18 protein-coding genes and 1 pseudogene are annotated in these 22,137 nt (G+C 42.5%); 4 read left to right on the top strand and 15 right to left on the bottom strand.

Translation table 11 applies throughout. The features are described from left to right. Positions 1 to 10: 10 nt before the first annotated feature. From AB5026_RS11695 to AB5026_RS11680, 4 genes are all read right to left on the bottom strand, one after another. Positions 11 to 823, bottom strand: a complete 813-nt coding sequence (locus tag AB5026_RS11695) for an HAD-IIA family hydrolase (protein ID WP_021652318.1) — start codon at positions 821 to 823, stop codon at positions 11 to 13. Between the two features lie 161 nt (positions 824 to 984). Then, positions 985 to 1,785, bottom strand: coding sequence for an AraC family transcriptional regulator (locus AB5026_RS11690; RefSeq protein ID WP_015527044.1), 801 nt, complete (start codon positions 1,783 to 1,785; stop codon positions 985 to 987). 351 nt (positions 1,786 to 2,136) lie between these two features. Beyond that, positions 2,137 to 3,534, bottom strand: a complete 1,398-nt coding sequence (locus AB5026_RS11685; protein WP_110102505.1) for an MFS transporter — start codon at positions 3,532 to 3,534, stop codon at positions 2,137 to 2,139. Positions 3,535 to 3,703: 169 nt separating this feature from the next. Continuing rightward, a complete protein-coding gene (locus AB5026_RS11680; RefSeq protein ID WP_110102506.1) occupies positions 3,704 to 6,742 on the bottom strand; it encodes a glycoside hydrolase family 2 TIM barrel-domain containing protein in 3,039 nt (1,012 codons plus the stop codon). 201 nt (positions 6,743 to 6,943) lie between these two features. On the opposite strand from AB5026_RS11680, the gene AB5026_RS11675 reads away from it, so the two are divergent. Next, positions 6,944 to 7,807 carry an AraC family transcriptional regulator gene (locus tag AB5026_RS11675; protein WP_044961974.1) on the top strand — a complete coding sequence of 288 codons (864 nt, stop codon included), beginning with the start codon at positions 6,944 to 6,946 and terminating at the stop codon, positions 7,805 to 7,807. A gap of 121 nt (positions 7,808 to 7,928) precedes the next feature. Here AB5026_RS11675 and AB5026_RS11670 read toward each other — a convergent pair whose 3' ends face one another. From AB5026_RS11670 to AB5026_RS11625, 10 genes and pseudogenes are all read right to left on the bottom strand, one after another. Next, positions 7,929 to 9,185 carry an RNA-guided endonuclease InsQ/TnpB family protein gene (locus AB5026_RS11670; protein WP_368213364.1) on the bottom strand — a complete coding sequence of 419 codons (1,257 nt, stop codon included), beginning with the start codon at positions 9,183 to 9,185 and terminating at the stop codon, positions 7,929 to 7,931. A gap of 54 nt (positions 9,186 to 9,239) precedes the next feature. After that, the gene (tnpA, locus tag AB5026_RS11665) at positions 9,240 to 9,656 is read right to left on the bottom strand and encodes an IS200/IS605 family transposase (protein WP_110925733.1); all 417 of its coding nucleotides are present in this window, start codon (positions 9,654 to 9,656) and stop codon (positions 9,240 to 9,242) included. A gap of 449 nt (positions 9,657 to 10,105) precedes the next feature. After that, positions 10,106 to 10,375 (bottom strand): annotated as a pseudogene (locus AB5026_RS11660) (DEAD/DEAH box helicase family protein); the annotation flags it as partial. A gap of 230 nt (positions 10,376 to 10,605) precedes the next feature. Further along, positions 10,606 to 12,216: an amidohydrolase gene (locus tag AB5026_RS11655; protein WP_021652309.1), complete on the bottom strand. Its 1,611-nt coding sequence runs from the start codon at positions 12,214 to 12,216 to the stop codon at positions 10,606 to 10,608. 3 nt (positions 12,217 to 12,219) lie between these two features. Further along, positions 12,220 to 13,671: a sodium:alanine symporter family protein gene (locus tag AB5026_RS11650; protein WP_265191208.1), complete on the bottom strand. Its 1,452-nt coding sequence runs from the start codon at positions 13,669 to 13,671 to the stop codon at positions 12,220 to 12,222. After that, positions 13,664 to 13,846 carry a hypothetical protein gene (locus AB5026_RS11645; RefSeq protein ID WP_015527038.1) on the bottom strand — a complete coding sequence of 61 codons (183 nt, stop codon included), beginning with the start codon at positions 13,844 to 13,846 and terminating at the stop codon, positions 13,664 to 13,666. Before AB5026_RS11645 ends, AB5026_RS11650 begins: the two co-directional genes overlap by 8 nt. Positions 13,847 to 13,975: 129 nt before the next feature. Then, positions 13,976 to 14,506: a EutP/PduV family microcompartment system protein gene (locus AB5026_RS11640; RefSeq protein ID WP_021652307.1), complete on the bottom strand. Its 531-nt coding sequence runs from the start codon at positions 14,504 to 14,506 to the stop codon at positions 13,976 to 13,978. A gap of 18 nt (positions 14,507 to 14,524) precedes the next feature. Then, on the bottom strand, positions 14,525 to 14,956 hold the full coding sequence (locus AB5026_RS11635; RefSeq protein ID WP_265191207.1) for a BMC domain-containing protein: 432 nt from the start codon (positions 14,954 to 14,956) through the stop codon (positions 14,525 to 14,527). Positions 14,957 to 14,967: 11 nt separating this feature from the next. Continuing rightward, on the bottom strand, positions 14,968 to 15,333 hold the full coding sequence (locus AB5026_RS11630) for a BMC domain-containing protein (protein ID WP_015527035.1): 366 nt from the start codon (positions 15,331 to 15,333) through the stop codon (positions 14,968 to 14,970). A 310-nt stretch (positions 15,334 to 15,643) separates the two neighbouring features. Then, complete coding sequence (locus AB5026_RS11625; protein ID WP_059086843.1) at positions 15,644 to 16,147, bottom strand: NUDIX domain-containing protein; 504 nt, start codon at positions 16,145 to 16,147, stop codon at positions 15,644 to 15,646. 386 nt (positions 16,148 to 16,533) lie between these two features. Here AB5026_RS11625 and AB5026_RS11620 point away from each other — a divergent pair, with 386 nt between their 5' ends. The 3 genes from AB5026_RS11620 (at position 16,534) to aroD (ending at position 20,431) form a co-directional block, all read left to right on the top strand. After that, positions 16,534 to 18,531 (top strand): FAD-dependent oxidoreductase, encoded by a 1,998-nt coding sequence (locus tag AB5026_RS11620; RefSeq protein ID WP_368213362.1) that lies wholly within the window; start codon positions 16,534 to 16,536, stop codon positions 18,529 to 18,531. A 222-nt stretch (positions 18,532 to 18,753) separates the two neighbouring features. After that, positions 18,754 to 19,632, top strand: coding sequence for a shikimate dehydrogenase (locus AB5026_RS11615; RefSeq protein ID WP_161208694.1), 879 nt, complete (start codon positions 18,754 to 18,756; stop codon positions 19,630 to 19,632). Between the two features lie 37 nt (positions 19,633 to 19,669). Continuing rightward, positions 19,670 to 20,431, top strand: a complete 762-nt coding sequence (gene aroD / locus AB5026_RS11610; RefSeq protein WP_015527030.1) for a type I 3-dehydroquinate dehydratase — start codon at positions 19,670 to 19,672, stop codon at positions 20,429 to 20,431. A gap of 236 nt (positions 20,432 to 20,667) precedes the next feature. Here aroD and AB5026_RS11605 read toward each other — a convergent pair whose 3' ends face one another. After that, positions 20,668 to 22,050 carry a hypothetical protein gene (locus AB5026_RS11605; RefSeq protein WP_368213361.1) on the bottom strand — a complete coding sequence of 461 codons (1,383 nt, stop codon included), beginning with the start codon at positions 22,048 to 22,050 and terminating at the stop codon, positions 20,668 to 20,670. Positions 22,051 to 22,137: the final 87 nt, after the last annotated feature.

Raw genomic sequence — 22,137 nt, 5'->3', positions numbered from 1 at the left:
CCTAATCACACTATTCCTCTTTTGCTTTTGCCATACTGGCGATATCTCCCACTCCATTCAATACCATTGTCGGAAGATAAGCATAAGTTTTGAGTGTATCCTTCGTTGAACATCCAGAGAGAACCAATACAGTAGACATACCACTTTCCATTCCTGAAATCACATCTGTATCCATACGATCCCCAACCATTACAGCTTCTGCTGAATGACATCCAAGCATATTCAATCCTGTTCTCATCATCAGTGGATTCGGTTTCCCACAGAAATATGCCTGTGTACCTGTTGCCATTTCTATAGGTGCAATCAATGCACGACAAGCAGGAGCAATGCCGTTCTCAATCGGTCCGGAAACATCTGAGTTTGCTCCGATCAGCTTTGCACCTTTCAGAACTAAATTCGTTGCTTTTGTTAATGTATCCAATGAATAGGAGCGTCCCTCTCCCACAACAACATAATCCGGATTTACATCATTCATTGTGATACCTACATCATAAAGTGCATTTAACAGGCCGGCTTCTCCTATCACAAATGCCGAACAGCCTGCCGCCTGTTCTTTTAAAAATGCGGCTGTTGCCAATGCACTGGTATAAAAATGTTCTTCTGGCACATCAAGTCCCATCCTAGCCAATTTCTGATTTAATTCTCGTGGTGTATATCCACTATTATTTGTCAAAAACAAATATTCTTTCTTTTCATCATGCAACCACTGGATGAATTCTGGAACACCTGGCAATATCTGATTGCCATGATAGATCACACCATCCATATCACAGATGAATCCTTTTTTTTCATTAAAATCGATTATGGATTTTATCATGTTCATATGCGCCCTGCCTTTCTTGTTTCTTTAGAATACACCTTACTCTTTTCATAATAGAATAAAACTCTTTTTTCTACAAATATTTTTATATTATATCATCCACACATGAAATCAAATACATAGCACTGTAAAATCAAAGTAAATATTTCGATCAACAGAACCGTTTATGACAACATCTCTTTCACACAAGTACTTCGATAATCACTTGGTGATATTTTATATCTTTCTTTAAATACTCGGTTAAACGTTCTCTGACTTTCAAATCCACTATCCAGACAAATATTTGTAATAGAATCACTCGTATTTTCCAAACGATGGCATGCATAGTTCAGCCTTGCATCATTAAGATATTGATTAAAGTTTCTATGGAATGTCTTGGAAAAGAGTCTGGATAAAACATATTTGCTCACGCCCAGGTCTTTTGCCATCTCTTCCAACGAAAACTTCTTCTTAAAATTTGCTGATATATAGGAAACTGTCTGGTAAATAAGATCGTTGCTCCCCACACTGCTCTTTTCTACCAAATTTAATTTTCCTATGCAGCGTGCCAACACAATTTGAAGATATGCCTGGGCAACAGTAATATCCGACTGTTCTGTCTCTAAAATTGCATTTATAACCCTATATACCTCCGGTTCAACCTTTTCCGCTTTGATGATTGGGTATTCAGGAGCCATGGATTGCATGATATCTGCAAATTTGGCTATCGTAAATGGCGATGCAATCAGATAAGTCGCTTTATTTACACCGGGTGTCAGTACCTGATAGTGATGAATAACATCTGGAAATACAAAGCCTATATCTCCTTTTTCCATATGGTATAGTTCCTGTCCGACACCAAGTTCTAATGATCCACTTGTTACACAAACGATCTCCAGTGCATTATGAAGATGTGGTTCAATATGTTTTGACTTCCTATTTATTGCTATAATCTCCTCTTTTGTGTCAACATATTTTAACTGCATGAAATACTCCCCTTTGCAACATTTGTCTATATCTTCTTTCGATTTGGCAAGTAATCCTTTTACACCTATCTTATAATCAACTTGTAAATAAGGAAAGGAGGAATTGCAAATGAGCAACCTAAAAAAATATCTGAATGACCTTTTAGTATTCTACACTGAATATTTTGAGCATCCTTACCATGTATAAATACTAAAAGGACTATTTTGTGAAAACTGAATATTTTCTTAAGGCCATTTCACAAAAATGAAGTGGTCCTTTTTTATTTTCAAAATACAGTTCAATCACTTTATATATAGAAAAAAGCACTGTCTCATCGAGCAACGACCAGACAACGCTTTCTCCTGTCAATTCTAATTTATGTCTGATGCATCTGTTACTTCATCTGCAGCAATTTCTTTTTCTGCTTTCAGTTTTTTATTTGCATCTTCTACATTCATTCTTGAAAGTACAAACATAATCAATACATCAAAGATTAACGGAAGCCAAAGATACATAAACTGCATCATATCAAGTGCAGACTGCGGCTGAGTTGCATTTGTTCCGATATATCCACTGAACTCAAGCAGCCATCCAACAACAGCGGTTCCAATACCTCCACCGATTTTTACGCCAAGAGAAGTACAAGAGTACATCGTTCCGTCAATTCTCTTTCCCTGTGTAAGATAAGTGTACTCAGAGCAGGATGCGATAACTGCATTCATATCTCCCTGCCATGGTCCCTGACCTAAGGCTGCAAGAGCTGTAAATGCCATCATCAGCGGAACACTGCCCATATATCCGGCAACAACAACAAGTGCTCTACCGATGACTGCTAAGACATAACCTCTTAAGTTCAGTTTATACATACCTTTCCACTTACCAACTAATGTCGGTGTGAAAATCAGGGCAATGATCAGTGGAATATTTACTGCCCATGCAAATTGTCCAAACAAATTCTTATTTTTCAGTACCCATGTCATGTAATAAATGCCAGCTCCAATCATGGCACTATATAACTGCTGTAAAATATATGTTCCACAAATCATCATGTAATATTTGTTTTTAACAAGAAGCTTGAATGCCTGTACCATTCCGTACTTTTCATTATCATCCTTTACTTCTCCTTCGTTAAGTTCTTCCTCAGGAAGTTCCTTAACAGAAAGTGCTGAAATCGTATTTATGACAAGACCAATGATTGCATAGATAATAGCAACCGTTCTCCATGCCGCAGCATCTCCACCACATTTATCTACAAATCCAACTGTAATCGCCTGAATCAGAAGACTTGTTGAAAACGCAAAAATAAAACGGTAAGATCCCATCTGCACACGCTCTTTGCTGTTCTTTGTAATCAGTGACGTAAGTGCTGAATAAGCAATATTGTTTGCTGTATAAAACACACCATTTAACAGTGTATAAGAGATAAAGAACCATGCGTATTTAGCCGTTGTTCCAAAGCTGACTGGTACTGCAAAGCAGCAGACCAGCGTAATGGCACAACCAATGTATCCGTATAGCATCCAGGGTTTCGCTTTTCCCATTTTACTGTGTGTTTTGTCAATCATTGATCCAAAAAATATATCCGTAAAACCATCAAATAGTTTTGATACGGCAATCAGGGTACCTACGACACCTGCAGCAAGTCCTACTGAGTCCGTCAGATAGACCATCATAAAAGATGTCAGGAAAGCATAGACTACATTACCTGCAATATCGCCTGATCCGTATCCAATTTTGTTATACCATTTCAAATACTTTTTTTCTTCCATCGAATTTCTTTGCTCCTCATCTTCATCGCACTTAGAATTTCAAGATGTCTAACAGAGTATGATGTCTAATTCTAGTTTTTTCTCTGTTTTTGTCTGATTGCTCTGTATATCCGGACTTTACATAACAATCAGACTCTCTTTCCTTGTTTACGGGTTACATGAAACTTTATTATCCCTTTATATACGGTATCAGTGTAAACTGGAACCGGAATAATACATCATCAAATCGGTACTGCTCCAATACAACTGGACCACAACTGTTAGAACCAATGCCATTTAGTGCATAGTCAACACAAAATACTACACTATCTGATTCTGTCAGTTCATAATTATGCGTTTTCTTCTCAAGTTCTTCCTGTGTATAATAAGAAGCATTGAATGAAAATGCCTTTTCTGCGGATGCCACAATTCCATATCGGCTGTTGTTAAGTTCTACATATTCACAATCATAATGGCTTCCATTTTCCTGTGGACGAATATAGTCCTCATGTAAATCCCCTACATCTGCCCGGTACAAACCGTGGCTCGCAGCCTGATGTTTATCACAATAACTTTCCTGTGGTCCCATTCCAAAGTATCTTACAGCTGAAAGTTTTTTATCCAGGAACATCCTCACACCAAATCTCGGAAGATCCGGGAATTCATCGTCTTTTGTTACTGCAATATCTGCATCAATCTTTCCAGCAGCTTCTATTTTCCATGTAATCGTCACATCAAGAATCTTCTGTACTGTCTCTGCCACAACGGAAGCATGGCTTGTAATCTTCACACCATGTTTTCCCTGCACAACCTCTGTCGTATAGGCTCTTGTGTAAGCCTTATCATAGTGGGCTTTCTTCCATTCAGACTTGATGTACATATCGTTATCTGTTGGAGCTCTCCAAATATTTAATTCCATCGGATGGTTCAAGTATTCCCGCCCTGCGAATTTCATCTCTGTAAAGAGTGCAGTACGTTTGTCTATGGTATAAGCAAATTCACGCCCCTTGATATGAATCTGTGTATCATTTTCATTTACCTGTAATTCAGAGTCCACTACTGTTTTTGGTATCCATTTCTCTGCAAGTTTACATTTTGTATCCTCTTTACTTACCTCAATTTCATCAAATCCAAGAATATGGTCTTTATCCAACAGTGGCAATTCTTTTTTCAGATGGTAAATAAGTTTTAAATAACATTTCCCATTCTCTGGAACATTGATCTTCAGGTTTGTTTTTCCTTCCCCATGTGGTGCCACAGAAAACTCCGGAAGTATGCCTTTGCTGATCACAAGACCATCCTGTGTCAGCTCATAACTAATCTTCACATAATCTTTCAAGTCATCAAAATCCATGTAGTTATGAAGCACCAGTTCTCCGCTTTCTTTGTTATAGGAAATAACTCTTGCCGGGCGATAAACATTCTTGTATTCCAAAAGTCCTGTATGTACCGTTCTGTCCGGATATACTAATCCATCCATACAGAAGTTGCCATCATGAATTTCTTCGCCATGGTCGCCCCCATAAGCATATATAGTCTTTCCATTCTCAGCAGTTCCATGAGCAATCGCATGGTCACACCATTCCCAGACAAAACCGCCGCACATTTTATCATTATCCTGAATCATCTGGAAGTAATCTTCAAAATCTCCAGGTCCGTTTCCCATGCTGTGACAGTACTCTACCAAAAGGAAGGGTTTGCTTCCATCTTTATCCAGATATTCCTGAATTTCGGAAAGCGCTGGGTACATCCGGCTGTACACATCCAGATTGCTGTAATCATATGTTTCATCATAATTACGGTATCTTGCACTCTCATATTGTGTGATACGTTCTGGATCAAAATTCTTTGTCCATTCCAGTGCTTTTTCAAAGTTGCAGCCATAAGCACTCTCATTTCCCATTGACCACATAACAATACAGAAACGGTTTTTGTCACGTTCCACCATGAGTTTTACGCGATCAACGATTGCCTCTTCCCATACCGGATCATCTGCAATCTTCTCATTCCATCGTTTAAACCGATTGTAATCAGTGTCTTCTTTTCTATAGATCATAAATGGACCATGAGCTTCAATATCTGCTTCATCTATTACCATGAATCCATACTTGTCACACATTTCATAGAAAAATGGTGCGTTCGGATAGTGGCTGGAACGGATCGCATTAAAATTATGCTGCTTCATTAACGTAAGATCGGTTGTAATCTGTTCCGGATTGATTGTAAATCCAGTAACCGGATCAGAATCATGTCGATTGACACCACGGAATTTAATCTTCTGTCCATTTAAATAAATAACCTGGTCTTTAATCTCTATCTTTCTTAATGCAATGTGATCTACAATTACTTCATTCTCTGTCTCAAGAATCAGTTTATATAGATATGGATTTTCTGTATTCCAAAGTTCCGGACTTGCGATTTCTAATACAGCTGTTCCTTCTTCAGCAATACTTCCTAGTGCTACAACTGCTCCGTTTCTATCTTCAATCGAAATTTTTACATTTAACGGAGAGTAGAATTTCATTTCAATTTCTACTTTCGCAAGCATATCCTCAATTCTTGTTTTAATATGATAATCACTGATTGCCTGTTTTGGGCGTTTCAAAATGTACACATCCCGGAAAATACCACTCATACGGAATTTGTCCTGATCTTCCAAATAGGAACCATCACACCACTTCATTACCAACACTGCCACCGTATTCGTTCCATCCTGAAGTACATCGGTAACATCAAACTCACTGGTCATATGCGAAACCTGGCTGTATCCTATGTAAGAGCCATTGATCCATACGTAAAAGCAACTGTCTACTCCTTCAAAGTTCAAAAAAGATTTTGGCGCTTTCTCATCTCTACTGTACTCAAAAGTATGTACATAGACTCCACACGGAATGTCCTGTGGCACATATGGTGGATCAAACGGAAATGGATACCGGATGTTTGTATACTGGTGTGTATCATATCCAGCCATCTGCCATACACTTGGAACCTGAATCTCATCAAAATTTTCTGTATCATAATTCTTCTCAAAGAAAGAATCCTGAATGTCATAGATGCTGTTAAAATACTGGAATTTCCAAGTTCCATTCAATAACTGCATACGATCTGACTCTTCTCTGTGTTCCACCAAGTTATCCATTCTTCTGGATGCCGGAATATAATAGGCTCTGGCTGGCATTGTGTTTTCGTGCAGTACGCTTAGATTTTCATAATAACGTGGTACGATCATAAATAGCTCTCCTCCAATACATATACTTTTTTGTTCTTTGTTTTCCTAAAGAAAACCTTATACTTTACTTTTTGTTTACGTTCCTTAGTTATGCTATATATATAGCTTATCCTAATTCGCAAAATATGTCTATGAATTGGATTAGACAAAATATGCACTAAATGATACAATGATAAAAAGTACGAAAAGAGGTGCTGTCCTATGTATTTGAACACCGGTTATTTGAACCACTCACATATGGATTTCAAAGACAAAAGTCGTCCGCTGATTGTAGGTAGCTGTGGTACTTACCGTCTTTCCAGACATCCCAAACTTCCGACCTACCGTCCAAAGGGTCGTCTGGATTATCAGATTATATATATCACTGCTGGTTGTGGGCATTTTCATTTTGATAATGTAAATAATGAAACGATTGTTCCAGCCGGCAACATTGTACTGTACAGACCGAAAGAACTCCAAAAATATGAATATTACGGAGAAGATAAGACAGAAGTATACTGGATTCACTTCACAGGAAGCAATGTAAAAAATATCTTACGTCAATATGGGTTTCCGGATAAAGAACGTGTCTTTCAAGTGGGTACATCTAATGAATATGAACAAATTTTCAAACGTATCATTATCGAGCTGCAACGCTGTCAAGACAATTATGAGGAAATGCTTGTCCTTTTGCTACGTCATCTTCTGATCAGTTTCCACCGGGAACTGACAAGAGAGCACATATTAAAAAATGAATACCTTGATCATGAGATGGATAATGCTGTTACCTTTTTCAGTGAAAACTACAATCAAAATATCAATATTGATGATTATGCTGCCTCACGAGGCATGAGTGTCAGCTGGTTTATCCGAAATTTCAAAAAATATACCGGTTCTACACCAATGCAATTCATTGTGGGAATCCGCATCAACAATGCTCAGATGTTACTTGAAACAACAACTTATTCCATCCATGAGATTTCTAAGATTGTCGGATATGATAACCAGCTTTATTTCAGTCGGCTTTTTCACAAGTTGAAAGGATATTCGCCGAGAGAATACCGAAAAATAAGAAATAGGTTATGAAATCTATAATGTCATAAAAAGTGAACTACTCGGCAACTTAGTTACCAGAGCATCTGAAATCTGGCGGGATACCGCCTTTTTTCAGGGTACGTCCATGACACCAATACTGCTTGCCTTTCGGCTATACAGCTACTTTTATTATTTCTGGATTTTTTAGTCCGGTTACGGACAGTTCCTTCTGCTTTCCGGATACGGAAAGATATTTCCGCAGGATATTAAATGCGCCTACTGCATCTGCATTGTAGCTTACTCTGTCAGTTATATACATACCCCGTTCTTTTCGGTTTGTTGCTTCTGCATATCTTTTTGATACTTCCGGTGATAACGGGCTGCACTGACTGGTATAGCTTTCCTCCTGTTTTATCAATTGGATCCCATACAGTTTCAGCTTATATCCCAGCATGATATACAGCCTGTTATATGGCAGTCCGTGAAACTTCTGGTTGACCTTATGCCCCATATCTTTCTCTTTACGGATATTTCGGATATCTCCCACAACCACACAGCGGATATCTTCTTTTCTGCAGTATTCTGCAATCCATCTGGTCACTTTATGAAGATAATCCTTCACTGTATTCTGCTTTTTTCTGTAAAGTCTCTGGATATGTTTCGATGATCCTGGATATCTTATCCCTCTTTCCGATTGCTGCGCATACCAAACAGACTGCACTCTGGCGATCTTTTTATGAAAGTATCTTTCCAATGAAAGATATTTCCTTCCAAGGATAAAAGTCCGGCCATTTCCGGAATCATAACAGGTCATCAGATTATGAAGTCCAGGATCAATAGATAAATAATGTCCATTCTGGGAAAGCTGCTCTGGTCCTTCGATCTCATAGATAACGATAAGGTCACATTTTCCGTTTTCCGGCGGATAGATCCGCAATTGTTTTATATGATCCATGTCCCTGAAAATCTTATTTTCAAGATATAGAAATCTTTCATGGATCCCATAGGTTTCTTCCATATAGATTTTCAGATTCTTTGGCAGAGACAGCCGCAGCTGGTCTGAACCTTTCTCATGCCGGATCCCCATCTGCATGTATGTGACCGGGATATTATCCTGTTTAAAACGGGGCGGATTTGGATCTTTGATCCCTCCAGTCTTTTTCAGGACATAGAAAGATCTCCATGCTTTGTCCAGTTGCTTGCAGGTCTCCTGTGCTGTCTGTGACGGAAGCTGCCTGTACCACAGATCTCCTTTATGCGCTTTTTTCTGATAATACCAGTCAGGATACTTTTCCAGTCCCAGCTCTTTATAATGATGACGTTCGTAGTTGCAGACATTCCAGAGTTTGGAAGCTGCATAACACATATGCCCTATGATATTGGAATATTCCGGCCGGATCTTTACAGATGTTCTGTGTGACAGCAGCATTCCTCTTCCCCCTTTGGACAGCTATGCAGATAGAGATCTACACTCCACCTTGGTTTAATACGACTTGCTCTGATGCTCAATATAACGGCGGATATTTTCCTCCGATACAGATCCGATCGTTTCCACATAATAGGAATGGTTCCACAGCTCTCCCTTCCATAGCTGGTCTCTTATTTCCGGAAAACGTTCGAACAGTTTTCTGCCGGTGATCCCCTTCAGATACTTGACGATCGCTGTTATGGACAGTTTTGGTGGAGCTGATACAAAACAATGGACATGATCACCTTCACCACATTCAAATAAATGAACAGTAAAACCTTTATCCTCAGCAATCTGCTGCACCAGTTCCTTTAGGTATTCCTCAATTTCTGGGTCTAATATCTTCCGCCGGTATTTCACCGACCACACCATATGGTAATTAATATTACACACACAAGTCCTGTAATGTATTAGATTTTCTTTCATACATATAGTATAACATAACAAGTAGAAATACACAATAAAAAACAAACATATTTTCGATTGATTATATGCCGGTTACGGCATTAATACCAAGGGATTGGGAGATTATTATATTATTTCAATGTGCAGATATGCACAATCCTGCGCTTTCATCTCGGTAATTGAATTGCCGAGGATTCCCGCTTATTGTCCTAAATGTCAAAAAAGGATGCCAACGAATCAAAGCAGATTACGTGACATCCTCTTCTTTTTATTAGTGCTATTTTATAAATTCAATCGAATAGTAATACATGTACTCATTATCTGTATCTATATGCTCCCCTGCAATATCCTGTATTGGCAACGAGCTTAACCCTTTTTCTCCATAAATCAGTGCTGCTAATCCTTGCTCTGTTCCATACTCTATCTTGCATTTGTTTTCAATAGTCGTTGCTGATCTTCCATAATATTCCCTGCTAAGAGACAAAGTATTCCACTGCGTTCTCAGGGAAGAATTCCTTAAACTCACCATATAACTGAGCCACAAGTGTTTTATTGTGCGCAAGTACCAAAGTTGGCTTGTTTAACTGGGCAATGACATTCGCCATGGTGAAGGTCTTACCGGAACCGGTGACACCCAGCAAAGTCTCGAACTGGTTGCCTTCCTTAAAACCCTTGACCAGTTTTTCGATAGCCTGAGGCTGGTCGCCTGTGGGTTGATATTCGGAGTGTAATTTGAAATGATCCATACGGTTCTCCTTGTTGTTCTGAAATTTGTGGATATGTAAATACTGCCTGTTACTATATGTAAAGAGAGTGCTTTTATCTTTATTATTGTTGCTTTTACAGTATATCGTTCAGCGTAAAAAAAGTATAGGTCAACCGAATATTTGTTCTATACTTTTTACTGCACCACACAAAAAGGCAGCGCCTGCTCCACTCAGACTCTGCCTCTCACTTTTTTCTTTTTATACTGCCGTCATTCTTCTACTTTTCTCTCATAAACGATCTCACCGCCAAGAACTGTCATATCCACTTTCGTGGTCTTGATCTCATCCGGATCAATCTTATAAATATCTTTCTCTAGAACTACGAAGTCTGCATTTTTTTCCACTTCGATGGTTCCGTTCTCGTCTTCTGTATAGGAAGCGTAAGCTGCGTTTTTTGTAAAAAGCTTCACCGCCTCATCTACAGACATTTTTTCGGATGGGATCCAGCCTTCCTGTGGCTGACCACTGATATTTTTGCGGGTGACTGCAAAATAAATATTCTCCATGGCATCAAAGCTTACCACAGGAGCATCCGAACCACCGGACGTATGGATTCCCATATCCAGCATACTCTTCCATGCATACACCTTATCCATACGGTGTGCGCCGATGGCAGGTTCCACTGTGTTCATATCCAGATCGATAAATACCGGCTGGATATATGCCAGAAGATCCTGGTCTTTCATCCCCTGCAAAATACGCGGATTGGTGATCTGGCAATGTACGATACCATGTCTGCCCTTTTTATTATCCTTCCGGTAAGGAGATTTCGCAGCTGCCTCAATGACCATATCCATGGCACGATCGCCAATACAGTGTACCGCTGCCTGCATCTGATGCCGGTCAAAAAAAGCAAACAGATCGTCAAGCTCCTCCTGACTGAATGTGATGATCCCGGTATTTCCCGGCGAATCCTCGTAAGGCTCATTCATGGCCGCTGTTCTTGCACCAAGGGAACCATCCTGGATCAGCTTCATCGGTCCGACAGTAAAGTGATCCTCCCTCTGTCCGGTACGATATCCTTCCTCAATAAAAGCCTTCGCATCCTCCGCCCGCTCAAAAAGGCACTGCTCATAATGGCGGATACTCAGCTCTCCTCTGGCATCCAGTGCCTTATAGGAGGCCATGATCCGACGCCAGTTTTTCCCCGGAAGGGAGGCAAGATCATCGGACTGTACACCTGTAAATCCACATTCATTCAGCTTCTTCGCACTGTATTTGATGTAGTCTTCCACTTCTTCCTGGGATGGTGCTTCCAATACGGAAGAATAAAACTGTACTGCATTCTCCTTCAGAAGTCCGGTATCCAGGTCAACCTCCTTCTCAATCTCCGGGAACTCCGGGATTTTTTTCAGAAGCTCCAGACCGCAGCTGTTGCACACAGCCACATGCCCGCAGACACGCACCATAATGATGGGGATTTCCGTTGAGAGCGCATCCAGCTCATCCTTGTGCGGATAGCGTGGCTTATCAAAATGCTCCTCATTCCAGCCTCTGCAGTAGAGCCAGGTCAGCTTCTGACCTTTGCTCTCCTCCAGTCTTTTTTTTGCTGCGGCAAGCATTTCCTCAACACTTGTGCAGTCAAACAGTTTTACAGATCTTTCCACAAATGCATAATGCAGCATATGCATATGTGTATCCACAAAACCGGGCAGCATCAGCCTTCCCTTTAGGTCGATCCGCTTTTTGCAGGAAAAAGCTTCTGCTTCTTTATCAGTTCCCACAAAAACGATCCGACCATTTTCGATTCCCACAGCCTCTGCCACTTTTTCACTGTCATCCAGTGTTCTTATACATCCGTTAAAAAAAATTGTATCCACTGTTTATTTTTCCTCTTTTTCTTTTTTATCCTCGTAGAAAAGTGCCATATCCTTGTCTACCTTTCCGATTCCCATGTAACGCGCCTTGTAATCCTTCAGCAGTTTAAAGAAAGTACCACTTAAGATAAATAATGTGGCAACATTTACAAATGTAGGGAATACGGTTGTAAAGTCTGCAATTACCCACAGCTGCGCCGGTGTTCCGTTTCCGTAAAGAGTAAGCACTGTGACCAGAAGACCCCATAATGGTGTTCCAAGGATAAAAACCTTCTCTGCGATCTTCAGAACCTTCTGATTATTTTTCAGCCAGTGCTTCAGGATCACGCTGTAGTAGGTGAACCATCCGGTTGATGTTGTTAATCCAAAAAGAAAAATACTGATTGCGATCAGTGCTCTCGCAATGGAGCCCATTCCAGACTCAAATGCTGTCAGTGTCAGCTCTGATCCCTGAAGTCCTGAATTCCAGTAGCCGGTGATGATAACAACAAGACCTGTCATGGAGCAGACTACGATGGTGTCTGCAAATACCTCAAATGCTCCCATCAGTCCCTGTTTTACAGGATGGTCTGTCTTTGCAGAAGCATGGATCATAGGAGATGTTCCCCAGCCTGCCTCGTTGCTGTATACGGAACGGGCAAAGCCAAGACGCATTGCTGTTGCAACACCGGCTCCCATAAATCCGCCGACTGCCGCCTGTGTTGTAAATGCACCCTTGAAGATCAGTCCAAAGGTTTCCGGCAGCTTGTCAAAATTCACTACCAGTATTGCGAGAGAGCCTACAATGTAAAGCATGCACATGATCGGTGTCATATAGGAAGAGATCACGCCGACTTTCTTTACACCGCCGATGATGATCAGATAGATCGCTGCCACATACAAAAGTGACGGTACGATGTACGGCAGGTGGAAGGTACTTCCGACAGCCTCTGATACTGTATAATTCTGCAAAGTAATGAACCATGTCATGAAAATACAGCCGCCGAACAGTACTGCAAAAAGTTTCCAGAAGGGAAGCTTTTTCTCTCCGCCAAGACCCTTCTGCATGTAGTAGGTCGGGCCTCCTTGGTACTCACCGTTTGGCTGTTTCTCTCTGTAGTATACAGCAAGTGTTACCTCTGCCATCTTGATGACCATGGCAAGAAGCGCTGCGATCCAGAGCCAAAATAATGCCCCAGGTCCTCCTGTTGCAATAGCCGTTGCAACACCGGACATATTGGATACACCAACAGTACCTCCGATCGCAATGGAAATAGCCTGGAACGGTGTCAGGCTCTTTCCGTCATCTCCGCCTTCCTGGCGACGTTCTTTACTGAACATGTTTTTCACAATGCAACCAAAATGGCGGAACTGGAAGAAACCGGAACGTACTGTCAGATATACGCCTGTAGCGAGGATCGTGATCAGCAACGGCAGTCCCCAGAGCCAGTTGGTCAGATTTTCAAATAATTCAAACATCTTTTCCTCTCCTGTCCTTCTTATTTTTTGTCTTTTGCATCCATTCGGAAAATCTGTGTATAGAATATAAAAAATCCCCGGAACATGAAGGCAGATACGGATACCCGGTGTTCCCGACATACAGCTCTTCTGCCATATATCTGCGAGCCCCGTTTCTATCCTCTTTATCCTTCATGCTCTGGGGATCTTACATTTCAGCCCACGAATCTTCCAAACAATGACAGTATATCACAGTTCCGGAGGAATTTCTACTTTTTCTGTTTGAATTTTGTATTTTTATTCATTTTTCGTGAATATTACTATTTTACCGTATGGATTCCGGATACTCCACCCCTTCCGGCATGGAATCCCATTCGTTAAGGCCAAGGCTCTGCTTGAATTTCGCCTGTTCAAGCGTAAGCTTCGGGAGATCATCCTGCAGATAATCCATCAGCTCACTGATGCCTTCCCTGGTCTTGTTATTTACCATGAAGATCCGTTCACAACCCATGTTCTCCATCCACTGTCTGACCATGGGAATGTTGGCATGGGGAGAATCCACCTTGGTGATGATCCCGATCAGCGGCCGTAGTAGAAAATTCCTGCTGCCGTCACTAAACAGGTTAAAGGGCTCATTGGCTGCCTGTACAATGGCGATCACATCCGCCTCAAAGGAAAAGCAGGCCAGTCCTACGCTGAAATGCTTGGATTCCGCATATTCTCCCGGTGAATCAATAGTATCTTCATTTGTATTGGTATACTGAGTCTTATGATAATGAAGCTCTTCCCCTTTAAGCGCCTGTGTCAGGGATGTTTTGCCGGCTTCACTTCGACCCATCAGAAAAATTTTTTTCATTTTTTATCCCGTCCTGCCTCAGCTTCTGTGGATCTTACAAACATCGAATTTCAATGTCTCATGGAAAAATCGTACCACTTCCTCCACAGCTGTCATCACTTCCGTAAAACCGCCTGTCAGGATCAGCGTCCCACAGAAACGATCCATAAATCCTACTTCCACATGAGCTGCCTTCACTGCAACATCTGCCGCAACCACGATTGCCTCCCAGGGTGTGACACGGACTATGCCGATGGCATCTCCTCTGTGATCTTCACCTTCATGAACACCGATATGTAACGCAAGATTCTCATATATCGATCTGTCATTTGGTGTAAAAACATGTGCAAAGGAAAGCTCCTTTCCAGGTACTCTCACCCGGGTCAGCCGAAGTCTTCTTCCCTTAAGGTTCTCATAATCATCATGAAACAGCCTCTCCAGCAGTTCTTCCTTTGTTATCCGTTCTTCCATGGTACACTTCCTTATCTCTTGGTGATATTGCATACTACATATCCCAGAGTATCACGGAAATAATCCACGATCTCCTCCATTGCAGTCTGCACATCGGAAATCTCTCCTGTTATGATCAGTGTTCCTGTAAAACGGTCTGCAAATCCAAGATACACATTACCGCTCTTCACAGCAATATCGGATGCGATCACAGCAGACTCGGAAGGTGTCATGTTCATGATACCAATTGCAGATGATCCATAGTCCACCTGCGGATTCAGTCCAAGCTTCTGATATATGATTGGTGCCGGACCACCCATGATATGGGCAAATGTGATCTCCTTACCGGCTACGGTTTCCTGTACGATTCTGATCTGATCTCTATGTTCATCCGCCATTGATGATTCCTCGCTTTCAAAATTTTATATTATTCTCGATCTGATAATATTGGATAATTTTATAAGCCGGATTTCATTCATCCGGCTTACAGCTTCCTAAAGTCAGGCAGATCTTTGAAATCCGCTCTGCTACCTGCTCATGGTCAAAAAACAGTCTGGCAGTTCATCTGATTTAATTTTACTATTTACCAATTTTAATGTCAAGACAATTCTTCGAAAACAAGTCAAAAAACAACGTTTTTAAAAATAGAAATCCACAAAAAACAACATTTATTTTCAAATCCTCGCGGAAAACCAGTCAGGAATCTGCTCAAAACTCAAACACCTTCTTAATACTGTCATAATGTAGGAATTTTCCCTCTGCGGCAAACGCCCGGATCTGCTCCAGGGTTGCAAACATATATCCGTCTGTCTCTTCCATCTGAAGCTTCAGATCCTTATCCTCCACATCCATGACAAAACGGTACACATCCACAAAGTAATTATCTCCTTCCCCAGGATTCTCTCTTTTATATGTAAAAAGGTATCCGCCCTCTGCCTCACTGGCGTCCAGTCCGGTCTCCTCTTTCACCTCACGGAGTACTGCATCACGGGAAGCCTCTCCTGCCTGGGCTGCACCGCCGGAAACCTCCCACCAGCCCGGAGCCCAGGCCTTTGTCATCACACGTTTGGTAATAAGAAAGGTCTTGTCCGGTCTTGCTACCACGCCCAAAACTGTCAGATGATACTCTCCATCCTTTAAACACCAGTCATTGCGCTTCATAGTTCGTCCTGTCGGTTTCTTATCTGCATCGTAAATATCCCAGAATTCCATTTTATCTATCTCCTGTCTTTTTACAGAACGCGGAAATACAGTCTTACATTTGATCCGTTTCAGCCTGCCCGTTTCTCCGTTTTCTGTATCTTTTTTATTTGTTATGATAACACGTTAAAATCATATATGTAAACCCCTGGATCCGATACCATTTTCCAGTTAGCGTTACCGTTCACTCCGTTCTCAGTAACCAGTTACCCTTCTACATCTGTTTTTTTCACATTATAAACATGCAAGTACCTGCAGCCTGAAAGATGATATGCAAAAATCTATAGATTATTTTTATTATATCGCTCGTATTATGAATTAGTTTTATAGATTATTCTGTTATATAATTAACACAAACAAACGATTCTATTTAAAATAACCAGGGAGGTTTTTTTCAGATGAAGAATGATTATCCGCATATTTTTTCCCCATTAACCGTTAAAAATATGACTATCAAGAACCGTATTGTTATGATGCCGATGGGCACCAACTACGGTGAACAGAACGGCGAAATGAGTTTTCTTCATATCAATTATTATGAGCAGCGTGCAAAGGGTGGCACAGGTCTCATCATCGTAGAGAACGCAAGCATCGATTCCCCGCAGGGCTCCAACGGAACCACACAGCTGCGCATCGATCATGACAACTATCTGCCACGTCTTTTCAAATTCTGTGAAAATATTCATAGATACGGAACAAAGATTGCGATCCAGATCAACCATGCCGGAGCTTCCGCTGTTTCTTCCAGGACCAACATGCAGCCGGTTTCCGCATCTGACGTTCCATCCAAAGAAGGCGGCGAGATCCCGCGTCCTCTTTCCAAAGACGAGATCCTTCACATCGTAAAAAAATACGGTGAGGCTGCAAAACGTGCACAGACAGCTGGCTTTGACGCGGTAGAGATCCATGCAGGACACTCCTATCTGATCAGTCAGTTCCTCTCCCCGATCACAAACAAGCGTACCGATGAGTTCGGCGGATCTGTTGAGAACCGTACCCGTTTCTGCCGTATGGTCATCGATGAGGTAAGGAAACAGGTAGGACCTTTCTTCCCGATCATGCTCCGTCTCAGTGCGGATGAGCTGATGGAAGGCGGAAATACACTGGAGGATACTCTGGAATACCTGGATTATCTTCAGGAAGAGGTTGATATCTTCGATGTTTCCTGCGGACTTAACGGTTCCATCCAGTACCAGATCGATGCAAATTATCTCCCGGACGGATGGCGTTCCTACATGGCAAAGGCCGTAAGAGAAAAATTCAACAAGCCATGTATCTCCATGGGTAATGTCCGTGACCCGAAGGTTGCTGAGCGTATCCTGGCTGACGGTGATGCAGACCTGATCGGTATGGGCCGTGGTCTGATCGCAGACCCTGCATGGGTAAACAAGGTTGCCACAGGTCATGAGTGTGACCTCCGCAAATGTATCTCCTGTAACGTTGGCTGTGCCGGAAACCGTATCGGTGTAAACCGTCCGATCCGCTGTACTGTAAACCCATCGGTTCTTGAGGGCGATGTATATAAGAAAAAACATGTAAATAAAAACTGCAACGTGGTCGTTATCGGCGGTGGCACTGCCGGACTGGAAGCTGCCTGTACAACCGCAGAGGTTGGATGCAATACCTTCCTTCTGGAAAAAAGCAATGAGCTTGGCGGACTTGCATCTCTGATCTCAAAGATCCCTGCAAAGAACCGTCTTGCTGATTTCCCGCACTATCTCATGCATCGTGCAGAACAGCTTGATAATCTTTACATCTTCAAAAACACAGAAGGAACACCGGAAAACATCCGCAAGTTCCATCCGAATATCATCGTAAGCTCCACCGGCTCCGCTCCGCTTCTGCCTCCGATCGCAGGACTGAAGGATCGTATTGACAACGAGAACCATAATATTTATTCTATTCTTGGTATGATCAGCCACATTAATGATTTTCCGAAGGATCTGGAAGGCAAAAAGGTTGTAGTTGTAGGCGGCGGTGCTGTAGGTCTTGATGTTGTGGAATTCTTTGCTGACAGAAACGCAGACATCTCTATCGTTGAGATGATGGATCAGATCGGACGTGATCTTGACCCGGTAAGCAAAAATGACACAAAGACCATGATGAAAAAACACAATGTACATCAGCTTACAAAAACTGCTCTCCTTGAGGTTAAGGATTCTTCCTTCCTTGTCAGGGGCGACGGTGAGCCTTATGAGCTTCCATTTGAGTACGGCTTCGTATGTCTCGGAATGAGAGCTCAGGGACAGCTTTACCAGAACCTCACAGAGGAATTTTCTTCTGAGGATGTTGAGATCATAAACATCGGCGACAGCCAGAGAGCAAGACGAATCATTGACGGTACCCAGGAAGGACGCAATGTCCTTACCGTTCTTGAGCAGAAGGGATACCTTTAATATTTTTCCGCTATACCCTTTCTGGGAACATTTCAATCCTTCTCCCGGAAAGTGTATATAGATCTGTTACAGTTCACTCGGTGATCCGTAACATAGATTTTCCACGTCTTCCTCCCCCGCAGCCGTCCGGAGAATGTCCGCAACTTCTTCAGATCTATGTGGTGGGAGGTTTAAAAAAGACAAATCTTCATCCAGATTTTACCAATGAGAGGAGTTATTACCATGTCAGAAAGAATCACAGGACATACCGAACTGATTGGTCTTATGGCATATCCGATCCGCCACTCCAGCTCTCCTGCCATGCAGAATGAAGCTTTTGCAAAGCTTGGCTATGATTATGCATATCTTGCATTTGAGGTTGGTGCAGACGAGATCGAGGATGCTGTAAAAGCAATCCGTACTCTGAAAATGAGAGGTTCCAACGTTTCCATGCCGAACAAAACTCTGGTAGGCCAGTACCTTGACGAGCTTTCACCGGCAGCAGAAATGTGCGGCGCTGTAAACACCATCGTTAATGATCATGGTCATCTTACAGGCCATATCACAGACGGTATCGGATTTATGGCAGCACTGAAAGACAATAACATCGACGCTATCGGAAAGAAAATGACCATCGTAGGTGCAGGTGGTGCCGCAACTGCTATCGAGATCCAGGCAGCACTTGACGGTGTAGGCGAGATCGTGATCTTCAACCGCAAAGATGAATTCTGGGGCCGTGCAGTATCTACGGTAGAAAAGATCAACACCAGAACTTCAAGCCATGCTGTTCTCTATGATCTGGCAGATCTTGACCAGCTGAAAAAAGAAATGGCTGACAGTTATATTTTCGTAAATGCGACAGGTGTTGGAATGAAACCACTGGAAGGTCAGTCCGTTGTTCCGGACAAGTCTTACTTCCGCCCGGAGCTTATCGTTGTTGACGTGCCTTACTCCCCTCTTGAAACTGCTATGCGTTCTATGGCAAAGGAAGTTGGCTGCAAGACAATGAACGGCCTTGGCATGATGCTTTTCCAGGGCTCCGCTGCATTTGAACTGTGGACCGGCGAACCGATGCCGATCGAACATATGAAAGAGATTCTTAACATCAGATACGACGACTAAACTGCTATCTGTTCCTGTCGTATCAGAAAGGACCATTATGAAAACAGTTCAGGTAAGAAATATCACACTCGGAGAGGGAAGACCGAAGATCTGTGTCCCGATCGTGGGACAGACAAAGGATGATATCCTCCTTGAGGCAGGGACCTTCGCAAGGATCCCCGTAGACGTTGTGGAATGGCGTGTTGACTGGTTTGAGGACGTTTTTGACACAGACAAGGTTCTGGATGTGGCAAAAGATCTCCAGACCGTTTTAAAGGACACTCCGATTCTCTTCACCTTCCGTACTGCAAAAGAAGGCGGAGAAAAAGCGATCTCCAACGAAGCTTACAAAGCACTCAACATGGCTGTCGCAAAAAGCGGCTATGTAGATCTCATTGATGTAGAAGCCTTCACAGGTGAGGAGATCGTAAAAAGCATGATCCAGGAAGCACACAGCTATGGCGTAAAGGTCATCGCTTCCAACCATGATTTTGACGCAACTCCTGAGAAAGATGAGATCGTGCGCCGTCTTCGCATGATGCAGGACTATGGCGCAGATATCCCGAAAATGGCTGTTATGCCAAGAAACAAACAGGACGTGCTTACACTCTTAAGTGCCACGCTGGAAATGTCCGAGCAGTTCGCCGACCGCCCGATCATTACCATGTCCATGGCAGGTACAGGTGTTGTCAGCCGTCTCGCTGGCGAAACCTTCGGTTCCGCCCTTACCTTCGGTGCAGCTACCAAAGCTTCCGCACCGGGACAGATCAATGTCAACGAGCTTGCACAGGTTCTTGACATTATCCACAAAAGCCTATGATCCTGTAACCTCCCATAAAAAGGATCTACGGTAGATTTTTGTAACAGAACGCGAATTATAAACCAGTTTTTAAACCCAATTGATGTAACAAATTTTTGCAATTTTAATCCCATAATAGCAAATCTATTAAAATAATAATTAAAAACAACAAATCTCATGACAAAAAGAAGAAGTGTGCTGACCCATCCAGCACACTTCTTCTTTTTCTGTTTTTTATATCTTTGTTCTTCCTCTGATCAATTTTTATCCTCGATGGCATTCTCCTCTTTCTTTCTGGGATCCCAGTTTGAAAGGAAGATATTCAGACCGAAGCCTAAAGCCAGGGCCCATGCGGATGCCCATGCAGTTCCCTGGGTTGCAAGCACAGCTGCCATAACACCTGCGATCATCTTGTCACGGTCTGTTCTGCAGTAATCCATACCGATCCTTGCACAGACAAAGGCCTGGAACATCAGAGTAATGGAGGAACCGACTCCGAAGATCGGACGGAAGAAGCTTACAACCGGAATGATCAGCACACTTAAAAACGTTGCAATACGGAAGGATGCCATACCGCCGATCAGAGACTTCATAGCTTTCTTTCCCTCTTTGTAACGAATGGAAACAGATACTGTCATTCCAACCCATAACGGACCGGAAAGCGGCGGGAACGGGGCAATGACGGAAAGGATCAGGTTCCTGATGCCGCTGACCAGGTTGGAGCGGCTGGAATTGAAATCAATGTACTCATCATCTCTGGACTGGCGTGCCTCTGTAACCAGTGTCTCTGTGGTAACAAAATCACCAAATGCGATAACATAGCATACAAGTGCCAGAGGAAGCGCTTTGACAAACATGGAGACCGGCGGGATTCCCACACCAAAGATACTTACCTGTGAGATGATCTCTTTGAACTGTGGGATCTTGATAAAGGTTCCCAGCTCCAAACCAGGCGCATCCAGTTCTCCTACAAGAAGACCTACCACCATGGCGATCAGATACGGGAAAAGGTTTCCATACCTGGCAACAAGATCCAGGAATTTGTTGTTCTTTCTCTTCTCCTGATATTTATCTGAAAAGCTGATCAGGATCAGAAGGCCTACACCGGCAACGATCGCCAGCGGATACTTATGCATGTTGCCGCCCTCTCCCAGCTGTCCTGCCATAACCGTCACCGGCGCAGCAAGAAGGATACCACCCTTAACAGAATTTGGTACTGCATGGACAAATTTATCCGCAAGCTTGGTGATGCCCATAAATATGAACACGAGACCAACCAGCATCTGCAGGGCGATCATTGCCTGGATACGTTCTTTTCCCATAGGGAAGCCTTCCAGGAATACGATCGTCAGCGGAAGGGTCGGTGTGATCCATCCCGGTACAACCGGATCACCAAGTAAGCTGTGTAGCATATACAGCATGGTCTCTATGATCACACAGCTCCATGCCAGCTCATAAGGCAATCCCAGATATTGTTCCAGATAAGGAACCGCCGCCAGTGCCGTAACCCCGAGGATCAGGCCCTGGATAAACTCTACGGACTCAATTTTATAGTGAATAAACGGAAAACGAATCTGAAATGGCCCAAACGGAATGTAGGGCAGTTCGTTTTCTCTTCGCTGTCTTGCTGCACGTGCCATAACGATTCTCCTTTGTCGTTTTTTTTGATAATACATATATAGTATCTTTTATTTTGTAAGTTTGTTAATTAACAAACATTTTCAAAA

The sequence above is a fragment of the Blautia sp. RTP21359st1_E11_RTP21359_211015 genome (assembly GCF_040910705.1).
GTDB classification, from domain to species: Bacteria; Bacillota; Clostridia; order Lachnospirales; family Lachnospiraceae; genus Blautia_A; species Blautia_A fusiformis.
The sequence above is the reverse complement of the archived record's forward strand: the minus strand, read 5'-3'. Positions and strand labels throughout refer to the sequence as shown.